Source organism: Bosea sp. Tri-49 (assembly GCF_003952665.1).
Taxonomy (GTDB): Bacteria; Pseudomonadota; Alphaproteobacteria; order Rhizobiales; family Beijerinckiaceae; genus Allobosea.
Genome location: NZ_CP017946.1, coordinates 2710059 through 2730525 on the forward strand (window position 1 = coordinate 2710059; position 20467 = coordinate 2730525).

The 20467-nt window shown below is 66.1% G+C and carries 18 protein-coding genes; 8 read left to right on the top strand and 10 right to left on the bottom strand.

Features of this window, described 5'->3' with window-relative positions; all coding sequences use genetic code 11:
* The first annotated feature begins 41 nt into the window (after positions 1-41).
* The 3 genes from phnD to BLM15_RS13340 all read left to right on the top strand — a co-directional run bounded on the left by phnD (position 42) and on the right by BLM15_RS13340 (position 3693).
* Positions 42-959: a phosphate/phosphite/phosphonate ABC transporter substrate-binding protein gene (gene phnD, locus BLM15_RS13330; protein WP_126113209.1), complete on the top strand. Its 918-nt coding sequence runs from the start codon at positions 42-44 to the stop codon at positions 957-959.
* Positions 960-1078: 119 nt separating this feature from the next.
* Positions 1079-1462 carry a DoxX family protein gene (locus BLM15_RS13335; protein WP_126113210.1) on the top strand — a complete coding sequence of 128 codons (384 nt, stop codon included), beginning with the start codon at positions 1079-1081 and terminating at the stop codon, positions 1460-1462.
* Positions 1463-1593: 131 nt separating this feature from the next.
* Positions 1594-3693, top strand: a complete 2100-nt coding sequence (locus BLM15_RS13340) for an ABC transporter ATP-binding protein/permease (RefSeq protein WP_126113211.1) — start codon at positions 1594-1596, stop codon at positions 3691-3693.
* Positions 3694-3841: 148 nt separating this feature from the next.
* Here BLM15_RS13340 and BLM15_RS13345 read toward each other — a convergent pair whose 3' ends face one another.
* The 5 genes from BLM15_RS13345 to hisS form a co-directional block, all read right to left on the bottom strand.
* Positions 3842-4324, bottom strand: coding sequence for an META domain-containing protein (locus BLM15_RS13345; RefSeq protein WP_164547511.1), 483 nt, complete (start codon positions 4322-4324; stop codon positions 3842-3844).
* A gap of 174 nt (positions 4325-4498) precedes the next feature.
* Positions 4499-5500 carry an ATP phosphoribosyltransferase gene (gene hisG / locus BLM15_RS13350; protein ID WP_236846657.1) on the bottom strand — a complete coding sequence of 334 codons (1002 nt, stop codon included), beginning with the start codon at positions 5498-5500 and terminating at the stop codon, positions 4499-4501.
* Positions 5497-6600, bottom strand: coding sequence for an ATP phosphoribosyltransferase regulatory subunit (locus BLM15_RS13355; RefSeq protein WP_126113213.1), 1104 nt, complete (start codon positions 6598-6600; stop codon positions 5497-5499). Before BLM15_RS13355 ends, hisG begins: the two co-directional genes overlap by 4 nt.
* 184 nt (positions 6601-6784) lie before the next feature.
* On the bottom strand, positions 6785-7075 hold the full coding sequence (locus tag BLM15_RS13360) for a GIY-YIG nuclease family protein (RefSeq protein WP_126113214.1): 291 nt from the start codon (positions 7073-7075) through the stop codon (positions 6785-6787).
* An 83-nt stretch (positions 7076-7158) separates the two neighbouring features.
* Complete coding sequence (gene hisS, locus BLM15_RS13365) at positions 7159-8709, bottom strand: histidine--tRNA ligase (RefSeq protein ID WP_126113215.1); 1551 nt, start codon at positions 8707-8709, stop codon at positions 7159-7161.
* A 357-nt stretch (positions 8710-9066) separates the two neighbouring features.
* Between hisS and BLM15_RS13370 the strand changes: the two genes are divergently transcribed.
* Positions 9067-9768 (top strand): DUF3053 family protein, encoded by a 702-nt coding sequence (locus BLM15_RS13370; RefSeq protein WP_126113216.1) that lies wholly within the window; start codon positions 9067-9069, stop codon positions 9766-9768.
* Between the two features lie 4 nt (positions 9769-9772).
* Here the strand turns inward: BLM15_RS13370 and glcF are convergent, their stop codons facing one another.
* From glcF to BLM15_RS13390, 4 genes are read right to left on the bottom strand one after another with little or no spacing between them, the layout of a single operon-like run.
* Positions 9773-11140 (bottom strand): glycolate oxidase subunit GlcF, encoded by a 1368-nt coding sequence (gene glcF / locus BLM15_RS13375; protein WP_126113217.1) that lies wholly within the window; start codon positions 11138-11140, stop codon positions 9773-9775.
* 3 nt (positions 11141-11143) lie between these two features.
* Positions 11144-11779 carry a DUF2585 domain-containing protein gene (locus BLM15_RS13380; protein WP_126113218.1) on the bottom strand — a complete coding sequence of 212 codons (636 nt, stop codon included), beginning with the start codon at positions 11777-11779 and terminating at the stop codon, positions 11144-11146.
* Positions 11779-12966 carry an FAD-binding protein gene (locus BLM15_RS13385; protein WP_126116170.1) on the bottom strand — a complete coding sequence of 396 codons (1188 nt, stop codon included), beginning with the start codon at positions 12964-12966 and terminating at the stop codon, positions 11779-11781. The genes BLM15_RS13380 and BLM15_RS13385 overlap by 1 nt, the downstream gene beginning before the upstream one ends.
* Positions 12963-14399, bottom strand: coding sequence for an FAD-binding oxidoreductase (locus tag BLM15_RS13390; RefSeq protein WP_126113219.1), 1437 nt, complete (start codon positions 14397-14399; stop codon positions 12963-12965). Before BLM15_RS13390 ends, BLM15_RS13385 begins: the two co-directional genes overlap by 4 nt.
* A gap of 151 nt (positions 14400-14550) precedes the next feature.
* Between BLM15_RS13390 and BLM15_RS13395 the strand changes: the two genes are divergently transcribed.
* From BLM15_RS13395 to BLM15_RS13410, 4 genes are all read left to right on the top strand, one after another.
* Complete coding sequence (locus tag BLM15_RS13395; RefSeq protein ID WP_126113220.1) at positions 14551-15456, top strand: LysR family transcriptional regulator; 906 nt, start codon at positions 14551-14553, stop codon at positions 15454-15456.
* Positions 15457-15572: 116 nt separating this feature from the next.
* The gene (locus BLM15_RS13400) at positions 15573-16679 is read left to right on the top strand and encodes a hypothetical protein (protein ID WP_126113221.1); all 1107 of its coding nucleotides are present in this window, start codon (positions 15573-15575) and stop codon (positions 16677-16679) included.
* A 35-nt stretch (positions 16680-16714) separates the two neighbouring features.
* Entirely contained in the window at positions 16715-17641 is a 927-nt protein-coding gene (locus BLM15_RS13405) for an SMP-30/gluconolactonase/LRE family protein (protein ID WP_126113222.1), read from the top strand.
* 93 nt (positions 17642-17734) lie between these two features.
* Positions 17735-19324 carry an ABC transporter substrate-binding protein gene (locus BLM15_RS13410; RefSeq protein WP_126113223.1) on the top strand — a complete coding sequence of 530 codons (1590 nt, stop codon included), beginning with the start codon at positions 17735-17737 and terminating at the stop codon, positions 19322-19324.
* 40 nt (positions 19325-19364) lie between these two features.
* On the opposite strand, the gene BLM15_RS13415 is transcribed toward BLM15_RS13410, so the two are convergent.
* On the bottom strand, positions 19365-20435 hold the full coding sequence (locus BLM15_RS13415) for an AbrB family transcriptional regulator (protein WP_126113224.1): 1071 nt from the start codon (positions 20433-20435) through the stop codon (positions 19365-19367).
* Positions 20436-20467 lie beyond the last annotated feature (32 nt).

A 20467-nucleotide genomic window follows, 5' to 3' on the forward strand; every position in this document is an offset into this window, starting at 1 on the left:
AGGCGCTGGGCAGAGTTCGGCTTTCTCATCGGAGTTCCGCCATGCTCACGCGCCGCCTGCTGCTTGCCGGACTTGGTTCGGTCGCCGCCTCGCCCACCCTTGCCCAGCAAGATGACTGGCGCCAGAGCATCCGGGAAGTTCGTTTCGGCGTCTCTTCGGCGGAGAACGAGGCGGCGGCGATCGCCCGCAACCAGCCGATGGTCGACTATCTGGCCAAGAAGCTCGGCGTCCCCGTGAAGATCTACCGGGTCAGCGACTATGCCGGCTTGGTCGAGGCGATGCGTGCCGACCAGCTCGAGTTCTCGCGCTTCGGTCCAGCAGTGTACTCACTCGGCCGGCGCGTGCTCGGCGACAAGCTCCAGCCGCTGTTCCGCGATGTCGATAACAATGGCCAGGAGGGCTATTATTCGGTCGTGGTCGTGCGTGCCGACAGCCCCTACCGCTCGATCGCCGATCTCAAGGGCAAGAGCTTTGCCTTCGCCGATCCGAACTCGACCTCCGGCTTCGCCTTCCCTGCCTACTTCCTGCGCAAGCAGGGCTTTGACCCGCAGACGCATTTCAGCGGTACCGTCTTCTCCGGCGGTCACGACAATTCGGTGCTGGCGCTGGTCCGAGGCCAGTTCGATGGCGTCGCGACCTATCAGGTCAACGAGAACTCCGGCGTGGTGCAGCGACTGGCGGCGCGCGGAATGATCCCGGCTGGCGCAACACGGGTGATCTGGACCTCGCCGCTCATTCCGGCGAGCCCGTTCTCGACACGCGCCAACCTGCCGCAAGGGCTCAAGGACGCGTTTGTCGCGGCAATGATGGCGATGAAGGACGAGGCGCCGGAGGTGTTCAAGACCTTCACCGACGGGCAAGTGTCGCGCTATGCGCCAGCGAAACATGAAGATTATCTCGACGTCATCGCTGTGACCGAGGAATTGGAAGCGCGTCGCAAGCAGAAGCCAGGCGGTTGAACAGCGGCGAAGCTTTGCACAAGGAAGAGGCGCCGCAGGCTTGCATCGACTTTGGTTGTAGGCCTTAGATCGCGATGGGTGCGGCATCCTGCCACGCCCGCGCTTTCGGGGGTCACTTCATGAACAACCCTGCCCTGGCCGACGCTGCCAAGCTCGTCGGTCGCATCCTGCTCGCCCTTATGTTCGTCCTCGGCGGCTGGTCCAAGATCAACGGCTATGCCGGCACGCAAGCATACATGGCCTCGGCCGGCGTTCCCGGCATCCTGTTGCCGCTGGTGATCGCGGTCGAACTGATCGGCGGCCTGATGATCATCGTCGGCTACAAGACCCGCCTCGCAGCACTCGCGCTGTTCGCCTTCACCATCGCCGCCTCCGTGCTGTTCCACATGAACTGGGCGCAGCCGATGCAGCAATTGCTGTTCATGAAGAACCTCGCGGTCGCCGGCGGCTTCCTCGTGCTGTTCACGGCTGGTGCTGGCGCCTATTCGGTCGACAAGGACTGAACCAGATCACAAAACGCTGAAAAAGCGCGGCCCGGTCTTGAGCCGGGCCTTTTTTGTGCGCAGGGCTGATCTACAACGCTCTCTCCTAAGCAGCGCGGCTCCCGCGCTGATTCCCCGACAAGGACGACGCCATGCGCCTGTTGAGTTTCGCCATCGCCGCGCTCGCCGTGATCGCGCTCGTAGTCGGCCAGCAAAGTGGGAGCACGGGCATTCTCGGCCTCGGCGTCGTCGGCTTGCTGCTGGCGTTCGCCGCGTTCCGCTCAACCAGCATCCCGTTCTTCCTGAAAATCTTCTCCGGCATCTTCGGCACGGAGTATGTGATTTTCGGCGCCGGCGCGCTGCTTGCCCAGCTCGGGCTCTGGCCCACCGCCTGGCAGGCGGCTGCCCCGCCGGCCAGCCTCGGCACGACGGTCGCTGTCTTCGGCATCCTGATCTACCTGGTCTCGTTCGTGCCGGTGGTGCAGCGCATTGCCCGCATCGCCTCGCCCTATTTCGAATCCTCCGAGCCGCAGATCGCCAATCTCGGACCACTTGGCCGCTACCGGATGCGGCTCGGCACCTTCGCGGTCGCGCTCGTCGTCTTCCTGATCGTGCTCAACCAGGCGCAGGTCGGCATCTCGCTGCGCATCAATTTCTTCTACCGCGACTTCTACAACGCCCTGCAGGAGAAGAACGCGCCGGCTTTCTGGGAACAGCTCATCAACGTCTTCTGCGTCTGGGCAGCGGTCTCCGTGATCAGTGTGTTGATCGAGACTGTCGCCAATTCGGTCCTGCTGATCCGCTGGCGCGAATGGATGGCCGCCGAATACAACAAGCGCTGGCTGGGCAACGGCAACCACTACCGTATCTCGCTCGCCGGCACGGCCGACAACCCCGACCAGCGCATCTCGGAAGACACGCGCGCTTTCCTGAACCAGACCTACAGCTTCTCACTGACGCTGATCACCCAGGTCTCAACGCTGGTCTCGTTCTCGATCATCCTCTGGTCGATCCCCGTAGCGATCACCGTGCCCGGCACCGACATCGTCATCCCCGGCTTCATCTTCTGGGCGACACTGATTTACGCCGCGATCGCAACCTGGATCACTCATCTGATCGGCAAGCCGCTGATCGGGCTCGAATTCGAGCAGGAGCGGCGCGAGGCGAACTTCCGCTTCGCTCTCGCTCGCCTGCGCGAATACTCCGAGCAGATCGCGTTGATGCGCGGCGAAGGGGCCGAGCGGCGCCATCTCGGCGAGACCTTCGGCGGCATCGTCGACAATTTCTACAACCTGCTCTGGCGCAGGCTGAAGCTGACGACCTTCACGCTCTCCTATAATCAGGCGAACGTCGTCATCCCCTTCGTCTTGCTGGCGCCCTACTACTTCGCCGGTGCGATCGCCTTCGGCGTTCTGACGCAGGTGTCCTCGGCCTTCGGCCGGGTCGAGACGGCGATGTCCTTCTTCATCAACAGCTACCAGTCGATCGCCTCCTATCTCGCCTCGATCAACCGACTGACCACCTTCGAGGCGGCGATCGCCAAGGCGGAGGCGCAGGGCGCTGGTGGAGAAGGCGCAGCGATCGATATCGTCGAGAAGCCGGTCAAGGACGCCACGATCGAGACGCTCGCTCTCAACCTGCCGAACGGCCAGCCGATCGTGCAGGCTTCCGGCCTCACTCTGCCCGGTGGGCATTCGACGCTGGTGGTCGGGCCATCCGGCTCAGGCAAGTCGACCTTGTTCCGCGCGCTCGCCGGCATCTGGCCGTTCGGCGAGGGCAAAGTCGTGACGCCGGAGGGGCAACGCATGCTCGTCCTGCCGCAGCGGCCTTATCTGCCGCAGGGCTCCCTGCGGGCTGCGCTCGCCTATCCGGCCGAGCCCGATGCGTTCGGTGACACGGAAATCCATGCGGCGATGGAGAAGGTCAAGCTCGGCCATCTCGCCGAGCGGCTCGACGAGGTCGATCTCTGGGGCCAGCGCCTCTCGGGCGGCGAGCAGCAGCGCCTCGCGGTGGCGCGCGCGCTGCTGGCGAAGCCCGACTGGCTCTTCCTCGACGAGGCGACCGCCTCGCTCGACGAGAAGCTGGAAGGCGAGATCTACGAGGTGATCCGGCGCGAGCTGCCACAGACCAGCATCGTCTCGATCGGTCATCGTTCGACGCTGCGCGCCATGCACGACGAGCTGATCGCGATGGAGAAGAATGCCGACGGCACCTTCAGCCCGAAGGCGAAGGCCATGGAAGCAGCGGGCTAGTCCAACAGCACTGCGAAACCCGGCACGTCATGCTCGCCCTTGTGGCGAGCATCCACGTCTTGAACACCGCGTCTGACCGAAAGGAAGACATGGTTGGTCGGGACAAGCCCGACCTTGACGAGAAGCGGCGGGGCCGCTTCGCGCCAGCTCAGATCCCGCGGTCGAAGCGGAGCTCGCCCGTGCCCGTCTTGATGACAAGGCGACCTTCGACCAGGTCCCATTTCTGGGCGGTGCGCAGCGCCGTCAGATAGCCGCGTTCGAAGTCGGAGGCGCCCTTGTCGCAGGCCAACTTGGTCACCGCGATCGGGCCGACGGCGAAAGCCTGCTGGCGCAGCGGATAGGCCGAGGCCGAGAAGGTATTGCAGCCGGCAAAGCCCGTGCCGCGCAGATTGGAATCGACCTTAAGCGTCGCGCGGTAGCCGGTATTCGGCTTGCCGTTCATCTGGTTCAGGGTCCAGGAGGCGTCGAGCGGGAAATTCTTCTCCTGCTGCCGCGGCGGCGGAGCGTCCTGCCCTGGCTGCGGAATCTGCGACGGCCGCTGGCGCCCCTGGGCGAGCGCATCGCTCACCAGAACAGGCGACAGGGAGAGTACGAAAGCGGCCAGGAGGCCAAGGCGCGACTGCGTATTCAACTGGTCCAGACCCCGATTGGAAAAAGCGACAGCTCGTAGGAGAACCCGACGCTTTCCACTGCACCGATCGCGGTGACGAGCGCAAGTCTCCATCGCACCGCTTTTGGTACGACTTGCACTGAAATCGCCTCGCCCGGGTGAATTACCCCGACATTGCGTCGGGAATCCGGCGCGTCAGATGCGGGCCAGCAGCCGCTCGATCAGGGGATTGGAGCGGCGGAAGACATAATCGAGCGTCCGCACGGTGATATCGTCGGCACCGGCCTTGCTCAGTTCCTCGACCAGCGGGAACACCGCCTTGCACGGGCAATGTAATGTGACGACGCCGTCGCTGCCGGCCGCACCGAAGGGCAGGCGCGCGCCGAGCCGATGCGCGATCTCGCCGAGCCGCTGCGGCGAAACGGCATTGAGCACGGCGCGGACTTCGCGCAGCGAGCGCGCCTCCTCCTCGGCCGCGATGCGCGAGAGGATGGCGGCCGCGGCATCCCGCGCCTGCTTGCTCCAGGGCGCACGCACCGAGGCGACGAGATTGGCTTCGGACGCCAGGATCACACCGTCGTCGAGCACTTTGAGCGCATTCGCCGACAGCGTCGCGCCGGTGGTGGTGATATCGACGACGATCTCGGCCGTGCCGGCTGCCGGCGCACCTTCGGTCGCGCCCAGGCTCTCGACGATGCGGTAGTCGGCGAGGCCGTGGCTGGCGAAGAAGCGGCGGGTCAGGTTCACGTACTTTGTGGCGACGCGGAGCTTGCGGCCATTGCGGGCGCGCATGCTCGCGGCGACGTCGTCGAGGTCGGCCATGGTGCGGACATCGATCCAGGCCTGCGGCACGGCGACGACGACATTGGCCTGGCCGAAACCGAGCGGCGCCAGCATCACCATGCTGGCATCCGCATCGGCGACCTGTTCGCGTACCAGGTCCTCGCCGGTGATGCCGAGATGGGCGGCGCCGGAGGAAAGCTGTGCGACGATCTCGGAGGCCGAGAGATAGGCGACCTCGGCGCCGCCGAGCCCGGCGATCTGGCCGCGATATTCACGCTGCCCGCGCGCCTGCACAAAGGAGAGGCCGGCGCGGCCAAAGAAGGCGGTAGCGTTCTCCTGCAGCCGGCCCTTGGAGGGCACGGCGAGGACCAGCGGCGCGTCGGTGGTCGTGTCGTGTGTCATCGTCCCGCTCATGCCTTGCCTCCCGCGAGACGATCGAGCCAGAGCGAGGCGCCGACGGCCGGCACCGGCGCAGGGGCGCCGAGGCGTTGCAGCACGCCATCATAGCGACCGCCGCCAGCGATCGGCTTCAGGTCCGGCCGAGCCGGGTCGTGCAATTCGAAGATGAAGCCGGTGTAGTAGTCGAGATTGCGGGCGAAGCCGGCCGAGAAAGAGATATTGGCGACGTCGACGCCGCGCGCAGCGAGGAAGCCGGTGCGCTCGTCGAAGGTATCGAGCGCAGCGGCAAGGTCGAGCCCGGACTCGCCGGCGAGCTTGCGCCAGGCGGCGGAGGCGCCGTCCGGGTCGCCGCCGATCGCCAGCGCATGCGCGATCAGGCCGCTTGCCTCGGCATTGACCGGATTGTCGCGCTCGGCCGCCCGCGCCAGGAAGCGCTCGGCGATGTCGCCGGCCGAGCGGCCGCCGACAGTCGAGATGCCGGCGATCGAGAGCACGTCCTCGACGAAGGCACGCGCCGCCTTGGGATCCTGGCCTTCGAGCGCCTTGAGCAGGCCGGCATGGGCGTGCTCGACCTCGTTGACCGGCGGTTCGAGCGCGGCGACAGCGTCGGCGCCCTTGCCCTGCGCGACCGCACGCATCAGCCGGCGGCGGGCCGCCTGCGGCACGCCGAGCCGGTCGAGCAACGCCGTCAACAGCGCGACATCGCCCATCAGCAGGCGCGGCCGGGTCAGGCCGAGCGAAGCAGCGGATTCGACGGTGAGCGCCATGATCTCGGCATCGGCGGCGGCAAAATCGGTCCGGCCGAAGGATTCGAGGCCCGCCTGCGCGAACTCGTTGGACTCGTTCGCACGCATGCGGAAGACCGGGCCGGCATAGGCGTAGGACGCCGGCTCGGTGGCATGGGCTGCGATATGCGCCAGCGCGACGGGGATGGTGTATTCGGGACGCAGGCACCATTCGCGCCCGTCATCGTCCTGGGTCAGGAAGATGCGGCGGCGGATATCCTCGCCGGAAAGATCGAGGAAGGGCTCGACCGGCTGCAGGATCGCCGGTTCGGCACGCCGGTAGCCCTCGCGCTCGAACGGCGCGATCACGGTCTCGAGCTTTGAGCGCATGGCCGGCACTTGGACACCCTGTTGCGGCGCCGTCCTAGCAGGGCCCGCTACGATTTTCGATGGTTTTTAGGGAATTGGGTTAGCGGGAATCCGGAGGCGCCCGTCATTCTCGGGCGGAGCGAAGCGCAGACCCGAGAATCTCAAGCCGAAAAGGGCTCCCATCGCGAGATGGCAAGCGCGCCGATCAAAGGATGTGCTCGAACAGATCGTTCCAATCCGGGTTGTCCTTCTCGATCAGCTCGATCTTCCAAGCGCGTCCGTAGCGCTTCAGGCTTGTCTCGCGCTGGATCGCGAGCTCAATTGTGTCGTGCGGCTCGTACCATACGAGCTTGTCGAGGTTGTACCGTGCCGTGAAGCTTCGCCCCTGGAGCAGGCGATGCTCAGACACGCGACGGGCAAGCTCCGCCGTCACACCGATGTAGAGCCTGCCGTGGGGCTTGTTCGTCATGATGTAGACGAAGGAAGGCTGGTGCATCAGCTGCCCCCACAGACGATCAAATCTGGAATGGGAGCTTTCTGGTCCTGAGATGCTCGGGTCAAGCCCGAGCATGACGCGCGTCAGTGTCGCGCCAGCACCCGCTTCACGCCCTCGACCAGTTCGCCCACCGGCACGGAGAACTGCGCCTGCGCCTGCCGCTCCTTGTGCTCGGCGGAATCCTTGACGTCGCGGCCCGCAGCCGCGAGTTCGGCGCCGAGGATCAGGTCCTTGATCACGACCGTGCCCGCCTCGCGCTCGGAGGAGCCCTGGATCACCGCGCAGGCTGCGCCGCGCCGGTCGGCATATTTCATCTGGGCGTTGAAGCCGGACGAGCCGAGGTAGAGATCGGCCCGGCAGAGCGGCTTGTCATCCTCACCCTTCGCCTGCCGGAGCTGCGAGACGAAAGCCTGATAGCCCGGCATGAACTCCGGCGACTTGTTGTCCATCGCCGTGACGACGACGAGCGGTAATTCGTTCTTCTGGTCGACGATCGGCGACTTCACCGCCTTCAGCGCCGAATAGAGCCGGGAGACGCCGATCGAGAAGCCGGTCGCCGGTACGGGCTCGGGCCGGAAGCGGCCGACGAGACCGTCATAGCGCCCGCCGCCGGCAACCGAGCCGAAGCGCACAACCTGGCCGTCCTCATTGGTGACCGGAAAAGTCAGCTCCACCTCGTAGACCGGACCGGTATAGTATTCGAGGCCACGGACGACGGAGGGATCGATTTTGATCCGATCTGCCCCATAACCGCCGGCGCGAACAAGCTTCTGAATTTCATCGAGTTCGCCAAAACCCACTTCGGTCAGCGCATTGCGCTTAATATTGGCGCTCCACTCCCGAGCCTGACCCGCTTCATTACCGGCAACTGCGATGCCCGGCTCATGTCGGACAACAGCTAGAATATAATCGGACTGCAAGGCCTCGAGCCCCGCGCCCTTGGTGAAATCCCCGCTCTCGTCCTTGCGGCCTTCACCGAGCAGCAGGCGCACGCCTTCAGGCCCGAACTTGTCGAGCTTGTCGATCGCGCGCAGCACCGTCAGCCGGCGGCCGGCATTCTCGTCGCCGCCGAGGCCGATCGCCTCCATCACGCCATCGAGCACCTTGCGGTTGTTGACCTTGACGACGTAGTCGCCACGCTTGATGCCGAGCTTCTCCATCGTGTCGGCAGCGAGCATGCAGATCTCGGCATCGGCGGCGACCGTGCCTGAGCCGACGATATCGGCGTCGAACTGCATGAACTGGCGGAAGCGCCCCGGCCCCGGCTTCTCGTTGCGGAAGACATAGCCGGCGCGGTAGCTGCGATAGGGTTTTGGCAGCGCGTCGAAATTCTCGGCGACATAGCGCGCGAGCGGCGCCGTCAGGTCATAGCGCAGCGAGAGCCACTGCTCGTCATCGTCCTGGAAGGAGAAGACGCCTTCGTTCGGCCGGTCCTGGTCCGGCAGGAATTTGCCGAGCGCGTCGGTGTACTCGACGAAGGGTGTCTCGACGGGATCGAAGCCATAGAGCGAGAAGCTCTCGCGGATCACGGCGAGCATGCGCTCGGTGGCGGCGACATCGGCCGGGCCGCGGTCGACGAAACCACGCGGCTGGCGGGCTTTCAGCTTGGCAGGGACGGACTTGTCGGCGGACATGGCAGAGGAACTCGGTCAGTAAACGCTTGTTGATGATCGAGCGGGTTAGCCCGCGAAGCCGCCAGGGGCAAGCTTCCCTTCTCCCCACCAATCTCGGGCCTGCCCGAGATTGGCACTTTTGGATGCGCATGTCGGAAACATCCGACATGCGTCGGGAGAAGGTGGCAGCGCGAAGCGCTGACGGATGAGGGGGCGCACAACGTTTTCTGTCATGCTTGCTAGGATGCGGCGGAAAGCGCAGCGCGACCCCTCATCCGCCTTCCGGCACCTTCTCCCGCAGGGGGAGAAGGGAGCTCCCCGGCTAGCCGCAGCCATAATCGCGCACTAATGTCCCGCCGCGGCGCGAGGAATGGATAAATGCAGGTCAGACTACGCAGCCTGCTGGCCGGCCTGTTCGCGGTGCTGCTGCTCGCCGCCTGCGGGCCGAGCGAGCCGGATCAGCGCAAGGCCTTCATCGGTTTCCTGCAGACGGATATCCTGGCGCGCCAGGGTGTGCGGCTGCCGCGGCCCGACGCCGAGAAACAGAAATCCTTCGGCGACTATGCCGGCCACTATGCCGTGATCCTGCGCTTCCACGAGCGCATGAACACGACGGTCGGCAAGCCGATGCAGGAAGCGACCGCCAAGGCCGCGCCGCGCTCGATCGAGGACATCGTCGCGCGCAAGAGCGAGATCGCTGCGGTTCGCGCCGGCTTCAGCCAGATGCGCCAGGCGCTCGATGCCGCGCTCGCCGCCGCCGAGAGCGAGCGCGCCGCGCTGAAGCAGCCGGAGGACCTGGCCAAGGTCTATGCCAGTGCCTACCAGAAACTGGTGACGGAGCCTGCGGCGACCGTCCGCGAGGTCTTCCCGGTGACGGACGAGACCTTCGCCGCGATCCTGGCGCTGGCGGATCTGATCGAGGCCAACAAGGCTGCGATCCGGGTCAGCGGCTCGCAGGTCGACATACGCAACACGGCGCTGCGCAACAGGGTGCAGGCAGCGATCACCGCGATGAACACCAAGCAATCGGCGATGACCGCGGCGCAGCAGAGAGTAAGGCAGATGGTCTACGGGAACTGAGGCGCTATTCCGCCGCGACGACTCCGGCCGGAACCGCCTCACCGATCCCCGCTTTCGCAAGCCTAACGGGCAACGGTCCGCCGGTCGCCCAGTCGAGCAGTTCGGCGGTGTGCAGGATCGGCGTGGTCGCGCCGCGATCGGCGAAGCCCTTCGCGATCTGGGTGATGCAGCCGATATTGCCGGTGGCGACGAGATCCGGCTTCGTGCGCTGGATGTTGCCGACCTTGCGCTCGCGCAATTGCCCGGCGATCTCCGGCTGGAGGATGTTGTAGACGCCGGCCGAGCCGCAGCAGATATGGCCTTCCGGCACCTCCTTTACGCGGAACCCGGCGCGTGCCAGCAGACGCTTCGGCCCGTCCTTGAGCTGCTGGCCGTGCTGCATCGAGCAGGCAGAGTGGTAGGCGACGATGAGGTCGAAGCTCCGAACCGGCGCGATCTCCAGCGTCTCGACGAACTCGGTCACGTCCTTGGCGAGCGCAGAGACCTTCGCCGCCTTCGCGGCATAGGCCGCATCGTCGCGGAACATGAAGCCGTAATCCTTGATCGTGGTGCCGCAGCCGGATGCCGTGATCAGGATGGCATCCAGTCCTTCGCCCTCAACCTCAGCCATCCAGGCGTCGATATTGGCGCGGGCGAAGGCGAGCGCGTCGTGCTCGCGGCCCATATGGTGGACGAGCGCGCCGCAGCAGCCCTCGCCCTTGGGCAGTACCACCTCGACACCGTGGCGGGTGAGCAGGCGGATCGTCGCCTCGTTGATGCCGGGGTCAAGCACCGGCTGGGCACAACCCGAGAGCATGGCGACGCGCCTTTGCCGCTCGCCCTCAGCCGGGAAGGACGCAGGCCCCTCCATCGCCGAGCGATCAGGCAGGCTCCAGGGCGCCAGCGCCAGCATCGCCTTCAGCCGCGCGCCGATGACGGGCAGCGCCCCGAGCGCCCCGGCCAATGGCTTACCGAGGCGCGCCGCCAGCATGGCGAGGCGGAAGCGGCCCGGATAGGGCAGGATCGCCGAGAGGACGCGCCGCAGCGTCCGGTCGGCGACCGGCCGCTCATAGGTCTCCTCGATATGGGCGCGGGCATGGTCGACCAGGTGCATGTAGTGCACGCCGGAGGGGCAGGTCGTCATGCAGGACAGGCAGGAGAGGCAACGGTCGACATGCTTGACCACGTCGGGGCTCGCCGGCCGGCCGCTCTCCAGCATGTCCTTGATCTGATAGATGCGCCCGCGCGGGGAATCGAGCTCGTCACCGAGCAGGAGATAGGTCGGGCAGGTTGCGGTGCAGAAGCCGCAATGCACGCAGGTGCGTAGGATTTTCTCGGAAACCGGCAGGCGCGGATCGGAGGCGAGGAGCTCGGGCGTGAAATTGGTCTGCATCGCTCAGGCTCCGCCCTGCCAGGCTTTGATCCAGTCCATCGGCCAGAGCAGCATGATGACGTTGAGGGTGAGATTGTCGCGGATCAGCCAGCCGACGAACAGCTCCATCGCCAGCGCGCCCGTCACGGTGATCCAGACCGGCGCAAACCGGGCGAACAGGAAGCCCAGGGCCATGGCGAGGATGTCACTGACCGAATTCAGGACGCTGTCGCCGTAATAGTCGAGCGAGATCGTGGCCGTGCGGTAGTGATTGATCACCGCGTCGGTGTTTTCGGTGATCTCCCAGGCGCTCTCCAGCACGATGGCGAGCAGCAATGCGAGGCCGACGGAGAGCGGCAGGCCGGTAGCGCGCCTGATCAGCCAGAACAGGCCGTAGAACAGGAAGCCGTGGATGATGTGCGAGAAGGTGTACCAGTCGGCGATGTGCTGGGAGTTCTCGGAGGACATCACCGTGCCCTGCCAGAGCTTGATGGTCCCGCATTTGCAGATCGGCTCGCGGCCCATCCAGAGCAGGATCGCCGCCGCGCCGGCGGTCAGCAGCACCGCCAGCACTGCGATGGCCACAGGGCCAAGGCGGCCGGGCGCCCAGTTCGCGCGCGCCACGGGCACCTCGGAGGAAAGCGGTTCAGCGAGCGCCATCAGATCCCCGCATACATTCGGCCGGGCTCGAACACGCCCTCCGGATCAAAGCTTTTCTTGATGCCCGCCGTCACCCGCATCAGCGGCTCGGAGAGCGGCTCGAACACGGGAACGGCGGCCCGCACCGCATCGGGTGCCCGCACCAAAGTGGCATGGCCGCCGAGCGGCTTCAGAGCCGCCCGGATCACGGCGGCGCCGGCATCTCCGTCCGACGGCGCTGCAAGCCAGACGAGGCCACCACCCCAATCGTAGAACCAGCGGGCGCCCGGCACGGCGCGCGCGATCGCGGCGATTGCCTTCGGCCCATTGGTCGGCGCGAGGGAGAGCCGCCAGACGGCCTCCTGCGTGCCGGCAAAAAAGGAGGCATCCCTGACCTCGCGCCAGAGCGTGTCGGATGCGCGCCCCTCGACCAGCGCGGGTCGCCCATGAGGCTTCAAGAGGCGGGCAAGCTCGGCAGCGCGGTAGCTCACCGAGGCCGAGAAATTCTCCAGCCTGAGCAGCGTGCGTGCCTGCTCCGCGCCGATTCCGGCCGGCAGGTGCGCTGCGGCCATGGGCTCGAAGGGCGAGCCGAGCGCGCCCGAGAGCAGCGCCACCGCCGCCTCGTCCGAGAGGCCCTCCCAGATCAGCGTCGCGACGCGTTCCGGCCGCGGCAGGACTCGGAAGGTCACTTCAGTCAGGAAGCCAAGCGTGCCGAAGCTGCCGGCGACGAGCTTCACCAGGTCGAGGCCCGTGACGTTCTTCATCACCCGGCCTCCGGACTTCACCAGCTCGCCGCGGCCATTGATCAGCTTGATGCCGATCAGCGAGTCGCGGGCGGCACCGGCATTGATCCGGCGCGGGCCGGAGATGTTGCCGGCCGCGATGGCGCCGATGGTCGGCTCGCCCTCCGTCCCGAGCAAGGCGCGATGATCCATCGGCTCGAAGGGCAGCATTTGGCCGCGCGCGGCCAGCGTCTCCTCTATCAGCTTCAGCGGCGTGCCGGCTTTTGCGCCGATCACCATCTCGGCCGGCTCGTAGAGGGTGATGCCGGTGAGCCCGACGCTTGAGATGGTGCTGACGGCGTTGTCCGGCCGGCCGAGGCCAGTGCGGGTGCCGCCGCCGCGAATGGCGAGCGGAACACGCGCCTCGACGATCGAGGCGACGACAGCGCAGGCCTGCGCATCGGTGGTGGGCGTGTGGAGCATCAGGCCGCGATCCGCCCTTCCAGCGGGAACACTTTCGCCGGGTTCATCAGCCAGCGCGGGTCGAACACCGCTCTCACCCGCTGCTGCTGGTGCAGGTCGGCCTCGTTGAACTGCACGCTCATCAGGTCGCGCTTCTCGATGCCGACGCCGTGCTCGCCGGTCAGGCAGCCGCCGACCTCGACGCAGAGCTTGAGGATGTCGTTGCCGGCGTCTTCCGCCTTCTGCGCCTCGATCGGATCGTTGCAGTTGTAAAGGATCAGCGGGTGGAGATTGCCGTCGCCGGCATGGAAGACATTGGCGACACGCAGGCCATAGCCCTTGATGATCTCGTCCATGCGCTCGAGCACGAAGGGCAATTGCCCGGTCGGGATGGTGCCATCCATGCAGATATAGTCGGCGATGCGACCGGTCGCGCCGAAGGCGGATTTGCGGCCCTTCCAGATCGCCGCCGTCTCCATTGCCGACTTGCTTTCCTTGACCGTGCCGACGCCGTGCTCCCTGGCGATTGCGACGATGCGGGCGAGCTGGGCATCCATCTCGGCCTCCGAGCCCTCGACCTCGATGATCAAGAGGGCCCCGCAATCCATCGGATAGCCGGCATGGGCGAAGGCCTCGCAAATCTCGATCGCCGGCTTGTCCATGAACTCCATTGCCACCGGGATGATGCCGGCGCCGATGATGGCGGCAACGGCAGCGCCGGCTTCGACACTGGTCGGGAAACCGAACAGGACGGGCCGCGCTCCTTCCGCCGAGCGCAGGATGCGCACAGTCGCCTCGGTGACGATGCCGAGCTGCCCTTCAGAGCCTACGATCAAGCCGAGCAGGTCGTAGCCGGCCGCATCGAGATGGCCGCCCCCGATCTCGACGATGCTCCCGTCCAACATGACCAGGGTGACGCCGAGGACATTGTTGGTGGTGACGCCGTATTTCAGGCAATGCGCGCCGCCGGAGTTCATGCCGATATTGCCGCCGATCGAGCAGGCGAGCTGCGAGGACGGGTCGGGCGCATAGAAGAAGCCGTCGGCCGAGACGGCGCCGGTGACGGCGAGGTTGGTGACGCCGGCTTCAACCCTGGCGGTGCGGTTGGCGTAATCGATCTCGAGGATGCGGTTCATCTTGGAGACACCGATCACCACCGCATCCTCCTGCGGGATCGCGCCGCCAGCGAGCGAGGTGCCAGCACCGCGCGGCACCACCGGCACGCCCTGCTCGCCGCAATATCGCAGCACGGCGGCGACCTCCTGCGTCGTCGACGGCAGCACGACGGCGAGCGGCATGCGGCGGTAGGCGGTCAGCGCATCGGTCTCATAGGGACGCCGCTCGTCCTCCGAGGTGATCAGAGCATCGGGCGCGACCAGCCGACTAAGGCCGGCGATGATGGCGTCGCGGCGGGCGAGGATGCCAGCATCGGGCACCGGAAAGGCGATCGCACTCATAGCAAATTCTCCACTCGCCTTCGGAGCCGTCAAGCGCTGTCGCTGCGCACACGCACCGAACGAGTCCGATGCGACTCTAGAATACTTCCACATGTGGCGCAGCGCGAGTAACGTGCATGATTATTTCCAAAACGGAAAAGATGGTGGACGCATGGATCGGTTTGGCGACCTCGACGTCTTCGCCCATGTCGTCACGGCCAAGAGCATGTCCGCCGCCGCCCGCGAGCTCAGCCTCTCGCCGGCCGTGATCTCCAAGCGTATCCGCCGGCTCGAAGATCGGCTCGGCGTGCGCCTGCTCCAGCGCACCACACGCCAGCTTTCGCTGACCGAGGCCGGCCAGGGCTTCTATGAGCGGGTCGTCTCGATCCTCGGTTCGATCGAGGAAGCCGAGGCTTGGGTCGCCAGCGGCGCCGGCCAGGCGCGCGGCACGTTGCGCGTCTCGGCGCCGACCTCATTCGGGCGGATGCATGTAGCTCCGCACCTCAAGCCCTTCCTCGACGCTAATCCGGCGGTGAATGTCGAGCTCATCCTCAGCGATGCCTTCGTCGACATCATCGCGGAGGGTTTCGATCTGGCGATACGGATCGCCGATCTCCGCGATTCGAGCCTGGTGGCGAAGCGGCTGGCGCCGAACCACCGCGTGCTCTGCGCGACGCCGGGCTATCTCGCCTCCAATGGCACCCTTGAGACCATCGAGGACCTGTCGCGCCATACGCTCGTCGCCCACAATGCCGATCAATGGCGCCTCGACGGGCCGGAAGGCCAGGTTTCGGTCCGCATCAACGGGCCGCTGCGCACGAATTCGAGCGAGGTGGTGCGCGAGGCGCTGCTGGCCGGCGTCGGCATCGCCCTGCGCTCGACTTGGGATGTCGGGCCGGAGTTGAAATCGGGAGCCTTGATCAGGGTGCTGCCGGACTATTCGGTCGGCAAGCGCGTCGCCGTCTACGCGGTCTATCCGAGCCGCCGGCACATGGAGCAGAAGGTGCGCGCCTTCGTCGATTATCTGGCGGAGCTCTACGGGGCGACTCCTTATTGGGATGAGGGATTGTCACTGTAAAATTCGCTTGCGCCAGGAGAACCACAACCGCCAGTATCCTTGCGAATATTGGCCTCGACGCCTTTATTCGCTCCCCTGCCGCAACGGATCTCATGCCTATGACGAATTGTTTCGGCTTGCGTTTCGTCACCATGGCATGTGCCATTCTGCTTTCTGCGGCCGCGGCGACACCGGCCGACGCCCAGATTCGGATCGACAGGGACCAGACTGGCCGCGTCGTCGCGATCTCCGGCCTGCCGACCGCATCCGGCTGTGTCCGGGGCACGGGCCTGGGCCAGGTTGTCGACCGCAAGCTCGAGAAGGGCGAGCTGCACGGCTTCACCTTCAACGAGCCGCCTTATGGCGACGGCTACATCAACCTGCCTGCGGCCTACGACATCAAGGACCGCGCGGCCTATGCCCGCCTCCGAGTCGCGCTCGACGACCTCCTGCGAAAGGGTGCCCGCCTCAAGATCAGATCCGTTGCATGCGGAGCGGCCGGCAGGATCGTCGAACTGGTGTCTGCCACGCTCGTCGACGACCCGCCGGCGCCGAAAGCAGCTCCGGCAGTGGCTCCGGCGCCAGCCCCGGTTCCAGCGCCTAAGCCCACACCTTACGATCAACCTGCCGCCACGCCGTCCGGCGACAGCGGCATCAAGATGGACGACGGCGATGATAGCCTGTTGCGGTCCCCTGACAGCACTCCGAAGCCGGCTGCCGCCGCGAAGATCGACGAGCCCCCGCCTCCCCCACCGGCTGCTGCCAGCGAGCCGAGGGCCGCGGCCGAGCCGCCGCCTTCCGCGCCGCGCAAACCCTCGCGCTGGCGCCTGAGCCAGCCGACGAAGGCTCAGATAGATCTCGCGATTGCCTCGAACGACCGGACTTTCGGCTTCTCGCTGAGCTGCTCCCGGACACCTAAGGGAGGTCTTGCCTTCGGCAACTGGTTCCTACCGCCGCGCAGCTGGAATATCGCAACCTCGGCAACACCAATCTCGATCGACGGGCGCCCACAACGCTGGGAAGTGGGAGGCGCCGATGAAGGCCTCATGTTCAGCGATGCTCAGGTCGACGGCACGGCCTCCCTTTCATCCGATGCGCTCGGCCAACTCGCGCGTGGCCAGCGTCTCACTGTCAACGGCCGAACAGACCGCGGCAGGCTGCGCGATGCAGTTTTCGATATTACCAGCGGCGAGGGATCATTTGCCGCCTTCGTCGAGCGATGCCAGAAACTGCCACGCGGCTGAAGCTGCGTTCGGTTCACAAGCAGGCGAGAGAAATCATGTTCGGCTTCATCGAGGGTTTTCGCGTCGAGGTGCTCGACCCGCGCTTCCATCGGATCGTGCCCGGCTCGGCCCGGATGGAGCGGTTGTGGACCGGGGCGCGCTGGTCGGAGGGGCCCGCCTGGTTCCCAGCGCACCAGACGCTGGTCTGGTCCGACATCCCCAACGACCGGATGATGCGCTATGACGCGCTCACCGGCCAGGTCGGCGTATTCCGCCAGCCGGCGCGAAACTCGAACGGCAACACGGTCGACCGCCAGGGCCGGCTCGTCACCTGCGAGCATGGCGGGCGGCAGGTGACGCGCACCGAGCATGACGGCTCCGTTACCGTGCTGGCGAGCCATTACCAGGGCAAGCGGCTGAACTCGCCGAACGATGTGGTGGTGAAGTCGGACGGCTCGATTTGGTTCACCGATCCCGACTACGGCATCCTCACCGATTACGAGGGCGACAAGGCCGAGAGCGAGATCGGCCGCTGCAATGTCTACCGCATCGATCCGCAAAGCGGTGAGGTGACCATCGCCTCCGACGATTTCATCAAGCCGAACGGGCTCGCCTTCTCGCCCGATGAGAGCGCGCTCTATATCGCCGACACCGGCGCGAGCCATGATCCGCAGAACGGGCCGCGCCATATCCGCAAAGTCGCGGTGGCCGGTGACGGCAGGACGCTCGGCGCCTCCTCGGTCTTCGCCACCTGCACGAACGGGCTGTTCGACGGCTTCCGCTTCGACGTCTCCGGCCGGCTCTGGACCAGCGCCGCCGACGGCGTCCATGTCTACGACCCCGACGGCACGCTGATCGGCAAGGTGCTGGTGCCGGAGGTGGTCGCCAATCTCTGCTTCGGCGGCCCGAAACGGAACCGGCTCTTCATCTGCGGCACGACCTCGCTCTATGCGCTGATGACGCACACCAACGGCGCGGCCTGAGCGCTGACGAGGGTGTAAGCCGCCCAGCCGAAGGTTCCGGATGGCACGGCTTTTGCCGAAGTGCCCGCACCATTCCTCACACTGGTGCGCGCAATGCTCAAACGCTTGGCGGGGTCCGCCCTCATCGCCTTTTTCCTGACCAGTCCGGCGCTGGCCGAGACGGTCGTCCGCTATGGCATCTCGATGGCGGACATACCGCTGACCTCTGGCCAGCCCGATCGTGGTGCGGGCGCCTATAAATTCACGGGCTATACGCTCTACGACCCGCTGGTCGCCTGGGAGATGGATATCGGCGACCGGCCCGGCAAGCTGGTTCCGGGGCTCTCCACGGGCTGGAGGGTCGATCCTGCCGATCCGAAGAAGTGGCTGTTCACGCTGCGCGAGGGCGTGAAGTTCCATGATGGCAGTGCCTTCGACGCCGACACCGTGGTCTGGAATCTGGACAAGGTGCTCGACGAGAAGGCGGCGCACTACGACCGGCGCCAGGCGGCGCAGGTCAAGCCCCGCCTTCCCTCGGTCGCGAGCTGGCGCAAGGTCGATACGAAGACGGTCGAGATCACGACCAAAGCGGTCGACTCCTTTTTCCCCTACCAGATGCTCTGGTTCCTGGTGTCGAGCCCGGCGCAATACGAGAAGCTCGGCCGCGACTGGGACAAGTTCGCCCGCGAGCCCTCCGGCACCGGCCCGTTCAGACTGACCAGGCTGGTGCCGCGCGAACTCGCCGAACTCAGCAAGAATGCGGATTACTGGAACAAGAACCGGCTGGCCAAGGTCGACAAGCTGGTGCTCGTGCCGATGCCGGAGGTGCTGGCGCGGACCAATGCGCTGATCGCCGGCCAGGTCGACCTGATCGAGACGCCGGCTCCCGATACCGTGCCTCAGCTCAAGCGAGCCGGCATGAAGATCGTCGAGAACGTCACGCCGCATGTCTGGAACTATCATCTCAGCGTGCTTCCCGGCTCGCCCTGGACCGATGTTCGCCTGCGCAAGGCGATGAACCTGGCGATCGACCGCAAGGGCGTGGTCGAGCTGATGAACGGCCTCGCCAAGCCTGCCGTCGGCCAGGTCGATCCGGCGAGCCCGTGGTTCGGCAAGCCCGGATTCGAGATCAAATACGACCCCGAGGCGGCGAAAAAGCTGCTGGCGGAGGCCGGCTATTCGCCTGCCAAACCGCTGAAGGCGACCTTCGTGATCGCGCAGGGCGGCACCGGCCAGATGCTGTCGCTGCCAATGAACGAGTTCATCCAGCAGAACCTGAAAGAGGTCGGTATCGAGATCGACTTCAAGGTGGTCGAGCTCGAACTGCTCTACACCCACTGGCGCAAGGGCGCGAAGGACGAGATCAACGCCGGCATCAGCTCCAACAACATCGCCTATGTCACCTCGGATCCGCTCTATGCGATCATCCGGTTCTTCCACTCGAACCAGGCCGCTCCGGTCGGCGTGAACTGGGGCGTCTACGCAAGCCCCGCGGTCGACGGGTTTCTCGACGAGGCGATGAAGACCTTCGACGTCGCCCGGCAGGACGAGCTGCTGGCCAAGGCGCATGCGCAGATCGTCGACGACGCGGTTCTGGTGTGGGTGGTGCACGACACCAACCCGCATGTCCTTTCGCCGAAGATCAAAAAGTTCGTGCTGGCCCAGCACTGGTTTCAGGACCTGACTACGATCGGCCTGGACTGATCCTTGCCCCGGGGGCCGGCCATGGCAGGCCCCCGTGCTGTTACTGCGGCGCGGGCGGCTTTTCGGACTTCAGCCGCCCGACAAGAAAGGGCATGGCGAACCCGAGCAGCATGAAGCGCACCAGATGGTGCGCGCCGACATAGAGCGGGTCGAGCCCCATGGCGAAGGCGAGCATCGCCATGGCCTCGAGCCCGCCGGGCGCGAAGGCTGCCATGGCGCTGGCATAGGGCACGCCGGCGAGCCAGGCCGCCGGCCAGGCAAAGGCGAAGGCAACCGCCATCGAGACGACGAAACCGCCGATCGCGAGCGGGAACAGTGCGGCGATCTCGTTGCGCTTGAGGTTCGAGACGCGCCCGCCCATGGCGGCGCCAAGCATGACCATCACCGCGATCGCGATCTCCGGCGGCATGGTGCCGTGGACGAGGCCGGTGCCGTGCAGCACGGCGCTCGCCAACGTGGCGCCGAGAATGAAGGGCGCGGTGATCCCGATCTTCTCGAAGATCAGTCCGGTGACCAGCCCGCTGCCGAGCAGCAAGGCCATGTCGCCGACGCTCGCGATCACGACTGGCGGCGGTAGACCGAGCGGCCCACCGCTGCTCAGCTTCATGATGCTGGGCAGGACCGCAACCAGAACGAGGATGCGGAAGAGCTGGATCGCGGCGATGCGGCCGATATTGGCGCCCTTGTCCTGCGCCACCGAGATCACGGCCGAGAGCGCACCGGGTGCGGCCGCCAGCAGCGAGTCGATCCAGCTCCAGCGCGCCACGAAACGTAGGTAAGCGCCGGTGGCCAGCATGATCGCGACGAGGCCGACCACCAGCACCAACAGCGAGCCGGGATAGCGCGCCGTCGCGGCGAGCGCCTCGGGCGTCGCGGCCGAGCCGATCAGCGCGCCGGACATCACCATGGTCGAATCGAACCAGGGACGGCGCAGATCAGGCAGAGGCCGGGTAATGCCGAGGACGGAGACCAGCAGCATCGAGCCCGAAAGCCAGGCCGCCGGGACGTCGAGCAGGGCGAAGAGCGTGCCGCCGAGCGCTGCGCAAGCGATTACCGCCGCTTCACGCGACAGGGTGCGCAGATGGTAGGGGACGTAGCTCGGGACAGGCATGATGCTCGCGATGCGCCATGCAAGCGCAACGC

Excerpts from the sequence above, each read along its gene's own strand:
- phnD (WP_126113209.1), top strand. The coding sequence starts at position 42 with ATGCTCACGCGCCGCCTGCTGCTTGCCGGACTTGGTTCGGTCGCCGCC.
- BLM15_RS13335 (WP_126113210.1), top strand. The coding sequence starts at position 1,079 with ATGAACAACCCTGCCCTGGCCGACGCTGCCAAGCTCGTCGGTCGCATC.
- BLM15_RS13340 (WP_126113211.1), top strand. The coding sequence starts at position 1,594 with ATGCGCCTGTTGAGTTTCGCCATCGCCGCGCTCGCCGTGATCGCGCTC.
- hisG (WP_236846657.1), bottom strand. The coding sequence starts at position 5,500 with ATGAGCGGGACGATGACACACGACACGACCACCGACGCGCCGCTGGTC.
- BLM15_RS13355 (WP_126113213.1), bottom strand. The coding sequence starts at position 6,600 with ATGCGCTCAAAGCTCGAGACCGTGATCGCGCCGTTCGAGCGCGAGGGC.
- BLM15_RS13360 (WP_126113214.1), bottom strand. The coding sequence starts at position 7,075 with ATGCACCAGCCTTCCTTCGTCTACATCATGACGAACAAGCCCCACGGC.
- hisS (WP_126113215.1), bottom strand. The coding sequence starts at position 8,709 with ATGTCCGCCGACAAGTCCGTCCCTGCCAAGCTGAAAGCCCGCCAGCCG.
- BLM15_RS13370 (WP_126113216.1), top strand. The coding sequence starts at position 9,067 with ATGCAGGTCAGACTACGCAGCCTGCTGGCCGGCCTGTTCGCGGTGCTG.
- glcF (WP_126113217.1), bottom strand. The coding sequence starts at position 11,140 with ATGCAGACCAATTTCACGCCCGAGCTCCTCGCCTCCGATCCGCGCCTG.
- BLM15_RS13380 (WP_126113218.1), bottom strand. The coding sequence starts at position 11,779 with ATGGCGCTCGCTGAACCGCTTTCCTCCGAGGTGCCCGTGGCGCGCGCG.
- BLM15_RS13390 (WP_126113219.1), bottom strand. The coding sequence starts at position 14,399 with ATGAGTGCGATCGCCTTTCCGGTGCCCGATGCTGGCATCCTCGCCCGC.
- BLM15_RS13395 (WP_126113220.1), top strand. The coding sequence starts at position 14,551 with ATGGATCGGTTTGGCGACCTCGACGTCTTCGCCCATGTCGTCACGGCC.
- BLM15_RS13405 (WP_126113222.1), top strand. The coding sequence starts at position 16,715 with ATGTTCGGCTTCATCGAGGGTTTTCGCGTCGAGGTGCTCGACCCGCGC.
- BLM15_RS13410 (WP_126113223.1), top strand. The coding sequence starts at position 17,735 with ATGCTCAAACGCTTGGCGGGGTCCGCCCTCATCGCCTTTTTCCTGACC.
- BLM15_RS13415 (WP_126113224.1), bottom strand. The coding sequence starts at position 20,435 with ATGCCTGTCCCGAGCTACGTCCCCTACCATCTGCGCACCCTGTCGCGT.